Below are 7,461 nucleotides of genomic sequence, written 5' to 3'. Positions count from 1 at the left end.
AGCGCCCGGCTCTAGGGGACGCGGCGTCGCGGGGCTGGGGCACGCGCCCCAGCCCCGCTCCTTGATCCACGCCCCTATTGCCGGGCGCTCTTGGCCATCAACTCCAGTCACGGCCCAGCTATGCCCATGGGTTCATCCGTATTTTGTGTGGTGTTCGCTCCGGGGCTATGTCGGCACGCTGGACATGGCTGCGGCCGGGACAATCAACGGGACCGGTACCAGCCCGAGCAGGAGCTACCGCACGGGGGCAACAGAGAACCCAACCGTAGCCGAACGCGTGGGCACAGGTCAGCCGGCTAGGTGGCGTTCTCGACGAGGTCTCGGCCGATGTCAGGAGCTCGTGAGGATGACGAGTCGCTGGGTCGCTCGCGTCATCGCTACATAGCGGTCGACCGCTCCTTCGATGCCGTCGCCGAACCCCTCCGGGTCAATGAGGACAACCAGGTCGAACTCGAGCCCCTTTGACAGCTCCGGGGTCAGCGACCGGACGCGGGAGGTCGCCCGGAACGCGGGATCGCCGATGACGCAGGCGATCCCGTCGGCCTGCGCGGCAAGCCAGGTATCGAGGATCGAGCCCAGGTCCGAAGCTGATCCGTGCATGACGGGGATATCGCCGCCACGGATGGAGGTCGGCACGTTGGCGTCCGGAAGCACAGCCCGGATGACCGGCTCGGCTTCCGCCATGACCTCTTCCGGCGTCCGGTAGTTGATGCTCAGGGAGGCCAGGTTGATCTGGCCGAGTCCGATCCGCTCGAGCCGTTCCTGCCACGACTCTGTGAACCCGTGCCTGGCCTGGGCACGGTCCCCGACGATGGTGAAGCTCCGGGACGGGCAGCGCAGCAGCAGCATCTGCCACTCCGCGTCGGTCAGTTCCTGAGCCTCGTCCACGACGATGTGCGCGAACGGGCCGGCGAGCAGGTCCGGGTCGGTACTGGGCGGTGCGGTCCCGTCGGCTAGGACGTCCTGGAAGTCCTCGCCGCGCAGCATCGTCACCAGGCCTACGCCGTATTCATCATCGGCAGCCTGGATCAGGTTGTCGACGACCTTGGCCATCTGCTCGCACTCGGCGGCGACAGCGGCGTTATGCCGGCGCTTACGCCGGGACGCCCGCGGGTCGCCGAGCCGCTGCCGGGCCGCGTCCAGGAGCGGCAGATCGGACACCGTCCAGGCCTGGGTGTCCCCGCGCTGCAGCGCCTGAACGTCATCGGGGCTGAGCCAGGGAGCGCACTTGCGCAGGTAGGCGGGTACCGACCACAGGTCCGCGACGAGGTCAGCCGCTTCGAGCAGCGGCCACGCCCGGTTGAAGGTCGTAAGCAGCTCCTCGTTCCGCGGCAGCGACTTCCGGAGCAGGTCAGCTGAGACGTCGCCATCGTGCTTGTCCGTTATGATCGCGATCAGCTCCGCCCAGATCCGCTCGCGCGCATCGTTGTGCGGAGTACCGGGGTCTGGTGCGTCGAACGCCTCGGCCCAATCGTCGGCGCTCAACCAGATGTCAGACCAGTGGGTCGTGACCGTCATGCCCGTGGCGGGCGGCTCCTCGTAGAACCTAACAGCCGTCTCGATCGCCTTCACCAGGTCCGCGGACGACTTCAGGAGGGCCACGTCCGGGTCGGTCTCGACCGCTGCCGCGGCTCCCTCGGCGACGAGGTCCCGCAGGGTGCAGGTCTGCACGCCCTCCTCGCCGACACTGGGCAGGACGTCTGCGACGTAAGCCAGGTAGGGCTGGTGTGGACCGACGAACAGCACGCCGCCCCGGCGGCGACCGAGGCGAGGGTCGGAGTAGAGAAGGTAGGCGGAGCGGTGCAGAGCGACAACGGTCTTCCCCGTACCGGGACCGCCGTCGACGACGAGAGCGCCGTCGGAGCCCGCGCGGATGATAGCGTCCTGATCGGCCTGGATGGTGCCGAGCACGTCCCGCATCCGGGGCGACCGGTTGCTGGCCAGGCTGGCGATGAAGGCGGACTGGTCGTCGAGCGCGGCGTGCCCGTCAAACCCGTCCACAGTGAACACCTCATCCCAGTAGTCGCTGACCCGGCCGCTGGTCCAGCGATACCTGCGGCGGCTTGCCAGACCCATCGGGTTGGCGTGGGTCGCCCCGAAGAACGGCTCAGCCGCGGGGGAACGCCAGTCGAGCAGCAGCCGGCGACCCCCGCTGTCCGTGAGGCCAAGTCGTCCGACGTACAGGGGCTCGGGGTTGTCCGCGCTGACGATGCGTCCGAGACACAGATCCAAACCGAAGCGACGCAGGGCGCGCAGGCGAGCGGTCAGCCGGTGGATCTCCATGTCCCGCTCCATCGCCTCCCGGCCTATGCCGCCGGGCGCTTTGCGCTCGGCGTCGAGGCGGTCGGACAGGTCAGCGATCGACTGCTCGAGACTCTCCGCGATGGCCGCGAAGTGCTGCTCGTCACCGGCGATCAGTGTCGGGTCGGCCTTGGGGGTGAGATGGTCGGGAAGGTCGAACGCGCTGGCGATCAGGGGGTTCACGTCGTCGGTTCCGATCTGGGGTTCGTGACCTTGGGGCCTGTCTGGCAAATCTTCGATCGCGCGGATCGATGCCCAGCAGGCACCCCGCCGCATCGCTCCCGTACCCCGCTGCGCGCCGCACGGGGACCCCGCTGTCCGCAGCCTTGCGAACCGCCTGCTGGATCACCACCCGCATCGACCAATATCCACCAGGCAGGCCCGGGGGGTCTCGCCCGTACGTCCTTCGCGGGGGACGCCTCTGCGTGTGGCCGATCCCGCGTAGCGCAGCCGCGTCAGCGGGATCCTCTCTCCGTCAGCGACCTGGCCTGCGATGTAGGCGAACGCGCCGCAGTGACAGATATGCAGGTCGGCGAGTTGAGCCGGCGGGATGCTGGCCCGCGAAGCGGTCACCCAGGCATCACCGACGTATATTCTATGATCCGCCGTGCCGTTGGCGCCGCCACCCCTCAACTGGCATCGCCGTTGAGACGGAACAGTCGGTGGTCCTGGTGTAGGCCACGCCTCGCTGTCCTCCCAGCCCGTCAGTGGGCGGATGCGGTCGTATCCTTCTTCCTCGATCTACAGGCATCGGAGTGAGGAGTCGGGGTGGCCTTGCTGGGCGGGGCGGCACATGGGAACGACGACGTTCGCATACTGCGGTCCGCGCTCGCGGTGGCCTTCTCCAACCAGACCGCCGCGCACCACCTTCTTCTGGAGATCGGCATCCCGGCCGACCGGCATCTCGACTGGGTCGGACTCAACGCGACGCTGTGGTGGGCGGAGACGTTCCGCTCGTTCGAGAACGGAATCGCCGTCGACCCCTACCGTCGGATCGCGCGGGCCGCGCTCGAGATGTTTCCGGGCAACCCGGTGTTTCAGCGATTCGCCGACCTGCCTGTGGTTGATCCGCCGCCGGTACCGCCGGTACCGCGTGATGATGACGCCCGTGACAGCCCCGGCGAATCCGCGGACACAGACGACACGGTACGGGAGCCTGTCACGTCCGTGCCGACATCTGTTCCTGAGTCACGCGCCCTGACCGCAACCGGCCCAGACAGGCCGCCTGAGACCGACGAACCGCATGCCGCCGCCGCTCCAACCATCCTGCCTACGCCGACGAAAGAGGCCTGGCCACGCCATACTCGGCCAGGCCGTACTCGGGCCCGAACGATCGGACTGGCAAGCGGCCTGATCGCCGTGACGGTGGCCGTTGCGGTGACAGCTGTCCTTGTGTTCGCCCCCAGCGGGGACGACGCTCGGACGGGTCCGGACCGCAGGGTAACCGCGGCACCGCCAGCTGTGCCGTTCGGCGGATTCGACACGGCCCGGCCGATGCTGCTGAAGGGGCAGACCAGCAATGTGACCAGCGTGGCTATCAACGGTTCTGGAACGGTGGCCGCGACTGGCGGCGAGAACGGAAAAATCATTCTCTATGACACGTCCTCCGGAAAAAGCACAGCAACCCTGATCGGGGTCCATTCCGGTCGTGTCGACGCTCTCGCGTTCAGCCCGGACGGAACAATTCTCGCCAGCGGTGGAATGGACAAGACTGTCGTTCTGTGGGATCTCGCGGGACATGCACCGCCGAGGCGAATGACAGGGCACCGCGATAACATCCGCTCGCTGTCGTTCTCGCCGGATGGTGCCACGCTGGTCAGCGCGAGCCAGGATCACACCGCCCGGGTCTGGAATATCGCCACGGGTGAAGCGGGGGTGGTACAAGCGGACGGCGAACTCTGGAGTACGGAGGTGGATCCGACCGGGCGCTGGTTCGTCACTGTCGCCGAACCAGCCAGGCCGGGCACACCGGATTCGCAGGGAAAAATAGTCCTCTGGGATATCAACCGCCTACAGCCGGTGGGAGAACCCGCATATGCACCGGGATCGGTCTTCACGGCCTCCTTCAACCCGAACGGGACGATGCTCGCGACCGGCCAGGACAACGGCGGTCCGATTGTGCTGTGGCATGTCGACCAGACCGGCGTGCATTTCGCCTCGGACCTGAACGGCCATGGCGGCGGGGTGCTGTGTCTCGACTTCACTCCGGACGGCCGGACGCTGGTGTCCGGCGCCTACGACAACACAGTGCTACTGCAGTGGGACGTAACCAGCGGCAACGTCGAAACCAAATCCCTGACTGAACCGCCGGGCACCGCTGCGGGCGGGTCGCATGTGCGCGAGCTGCATATCAGCGCGAATGGCGCTGCGCTGGTCTACGCGGGCGACCGAATGGATGCTTGGTTGTGGCGCCGTGCCGACTGACTATCGCTTTTGCGATGACCGCGCTTGTCGTTCAGCCTGCCTGGTCTGTCAATATGGCCCTGGTCGATCATGAGTGCGGCTCACCACACCTAACCGGTCCGTCACCGCGGGTCAACCCGCCCGGAGACTGGGCCGCCTGGACCATCGTACGCGCCGGTCCAGGCGGCCCGGCGATTCAGGGCTTCACCACGCTCCAGCGCTCGGCCGGGATGTCCTGGCACTCGTAAAGCGAGGCGTAACCACTCTGGCCGTCGGGAGACAGCAGACACAGGTGGTTCGCCTCGTTACGGAAGCGGATGGTCCCGTCTGGGTAGCTCTCGGCCAGCCAACGCTGGCCAGCCCCGTCGACGCCGCGGGGGGCGTCGCACACCTGGAGCACGGCAGCCGTTGTCTTGGTGGCGTGCTCGTCCCGGCTGCCCAGGCACCAAAGGTCACCGTCCAGGCTCTTGATTCGGACCAGGTTGTCGTCCGGGCTAATCCGCTGGATGTTCCAGCCGAAATCTTGCTTCTCCCACAACCACCAATAGATCCACCAGCTGGCGGGCGGCTTGGATGCGGTATAGACCTCGGTGTTGGCGACCTTGCCGATCCGCCGCAGCCGGCCATTGAACGCGGATTCGAGTCGCACGTTCGCGTCAGTCGTCTGCCAGTTTGTAGGGAGGGAGGAAGGGCTGTCCCACCACCGCTGGGCAGCGTCCTGGGTGCACGGCGCCGCGGTCACCGAGTTGCCAGCCGGAGTCAGGCAGAGCCCGGGGAAGGCCACGCTCTGCCAGCGTTGTGGTCCGCCGTTGTCGTCGTTCGGCACCGGGTCGTCCTCAAGATGGCTGATCGTCCACTGCGAGCGCGGGTCATCGCACGTGTCGGCGACGATCCGGGAGGACACGTCCCGGCGGGCGTCCGGCGCGACCGCGACGCAGTCTCCGGTGCCGACGTTGCGCAGGTAGTGGGTAAGCGAGTCGGTGGTGTACATCCGGTAGGTCTGGTTGTTGTCGTAGCGGGCGTCCCCGATCGCGATCGAACGGTCCGGGTTCTCCTGCAGCAGACGGCCGCTCGGTGTGGCCAGCACGGTGCCGTAGACGCGGGCCGGGGCTGGCGGCTGGGCCGGCGGCGGTGTCCGGGCAAAGTCCACAGGCACGTGGTCGGATCCAGCACCCCTCGGAATGGTCGCGGTGAACGCTGGCAGGCCGTGCGTTATCGCGTAGTCCAGCTCACTCGGGTTGTTGCCGTTGATGAACGTCGGCTGACCTGTGCGGACCAGGGTCTCATCAGCGCGCAGATGCAGCGACTGGTTGCGGGCCTCGTCGTCGGAACGGTTGAGGATGTTCAGGTTGAAGTCGCCGACCAGGACCCAGTTGCGGCCGTCGGTGGCCGCGAAGTTCCGAACCTGGTTGAGCAGTCCGGGCACGTCCTCGCCGCGGGCGTGCGTGTTCCAGTACCAGGTGTTCCCGAATCGCAGACCGAGCAGCGGGCGCGCCCGGTAACGGTTGTTCGGGGCGTTCGGGTTCGGGTCGTAGGCCGGGTTCTCGAGTACGCGGACCTCATCGGCCTGGGAATCGGTGACCATCGCCACGTTCATCTGGCCGCCGTCCCACGTGTCCAGGCCCGTGTCACCAACCCGGCGGGGGTCCGTCTGCAGGAAGTACACGTAACGGTTGCCGCCGCTCGGGCCACCCGGCCAGGTCACCTGCGTGACCGAACCGGGGAAGGGGCTGGGGCGGGACGGATTGAGCCGGATCTGCCGGAAGTTGCTCCGGTCCATGCTCGCCGGCATCGGCGGCCCGCTGCCGGCCTCCTGCAGCGCCACCACCGCGTTGTGCGCGGTCAGCCGCTGGATCTCCGACCGCCAGGTCAATCCGTTGTCGGAGCCGTGCATGTTGTATGTGGCGAACGACGACGTGCCGTCATTGTTCACGGCCTGCGCCGCCGAGGTGTTCAGCGTCAATGTCGTGGCCAGGACCGCCGGCCCGACCAGAACGGCGACCACAGCGGTGATCCAGCGCCGTCGACGCTCCCGTGTCGTCGGATTTTTGTGCCTCGGCTCGGGCAACCGCCGTGGTGCGGTGGTACGTCGTCGCGTCACGGCGGTGATCGGGTCGATTAATGGCATGAAGGGTCCTTCCGGTCAATAATCGCGGCGGCGCCTGCCGGCGGCACTGCTCGTACCGGCTGGCCTGCGTCTCGAAACACGTGGGAACCTCCTGCGTTCGAGTGGACGCTCCTCTCATCGGCACCGCGGAGGAGCGCGTAGCGATCGTCCGATCTTGCTGTTGCCCAGCCGCCGATGGCCTCGCCCCCGTACCGGGCCCTGGTCCGCTACGGGGCATCGAAGGTTACGGAGCTTGACGTTAGCGACTATAGGAAAATCGCCGCTGTCGTGTATCTCGGAAGCCTGTCGGAAAACTGTCATGTATATACATGACGAAATCATGGCGGCTGGGAGGCGGTGCACGACGCGATGCCCGCCGAAAAGGTATTCGCGCTGGCCAGGGCTATGCCCTCGATGGGCTCACCAAGGGTCTTGTTGCCGATGCCCGCCCGATCGGATGCTGGGGCCAGCTCACGGCCCGCGACATCCAGCGTTACTTCACCACGGGATGGACGCTGATAATCTTGTTGCCGAATCCGGCAGGCACATGACGCACCTTCAGTTGATCAGTTGAGCAACCGCTGTTTAATACAGATCGTTTTTGGGGGAAACATGCCACCGGATCGATCGGCATGCCCGGCTATGGACCC

The 7,461-nt window shown here is 66.8% G+C and carries 3 protein-coding genes; 1 reads left to right on the top strand and 2 read right to left on the bottom strand.

The window, feature by feature from the left end:
• Positions 1 to 330 precede the first annotated feature (330 nt).
• Positions 331 to 2,484: an RNA polymerase recycling motor ATPase HelR gene (gene helR / locus MJ783_RS20605; protein WP_239312870.1), complete on the bottom strand. Its 2,154-nt coding sequence runs from the start codon at positions 2,482 to 2,484 to the stop codon at positions 331 to 333.
• 585 nt (positions 2,485 to 3,069) lie between these two features.
• Between helR and MJ783_RS20600 the strand changes: the two genes are divergently transcribed.
• Complete coding sequence (locus MJ783_RS20600; RefSeq protein WP_239312867.1) at positions 3,070 to 4,725, top strand: effector-associated domain EAD1-containing protein; 1,656 nt, start codon at positions 3,070 to 3,072, stop codon at positions 4,723 to 4,725.
• Between the two features lie 175 nt (positions 4,726 to 4,900).
• Here MJ783_RS20600 and MJ783_RS20595 read toward each other — a convergent pair whose 3' ends face one another.
• Positions 4,901 to 6,832 (bottom strand): endonuclease/exonuclease/phosphatase family protein, encoded by a 1,932-nt coding sequence (locus MJ783_RS20595; RefSeq protein ID WP_239312865.1) that lies wholly within the window; start codon positions 6,830 to 6,832, stop codon positions 4,901 to 4,903.
• Between the last annotated feature and the right edge of the window lie 629 nt (positions 6,833 to 7,461).

The organism is Protofrankia sp. Cj3 (assembly GCF_917627355.1).
GTDB lineage: Bacteria > Actinomycetota > Actinomycetes > Frankiales > Frankiaceae > Protofrankia.
This window is presented reverse-complemented; position numbering and strand designations above follow the sequence as displayed.

Excerpts from the sequence above, each read along its gene's own strand:
- MJ783_RS20595 (WP_239312865.1), bottom strand. The coding sequence starts at position 6,832 with ATGCCATTAATCGACCCGATCACCGCCGTGACGCGACGACGTACCACC.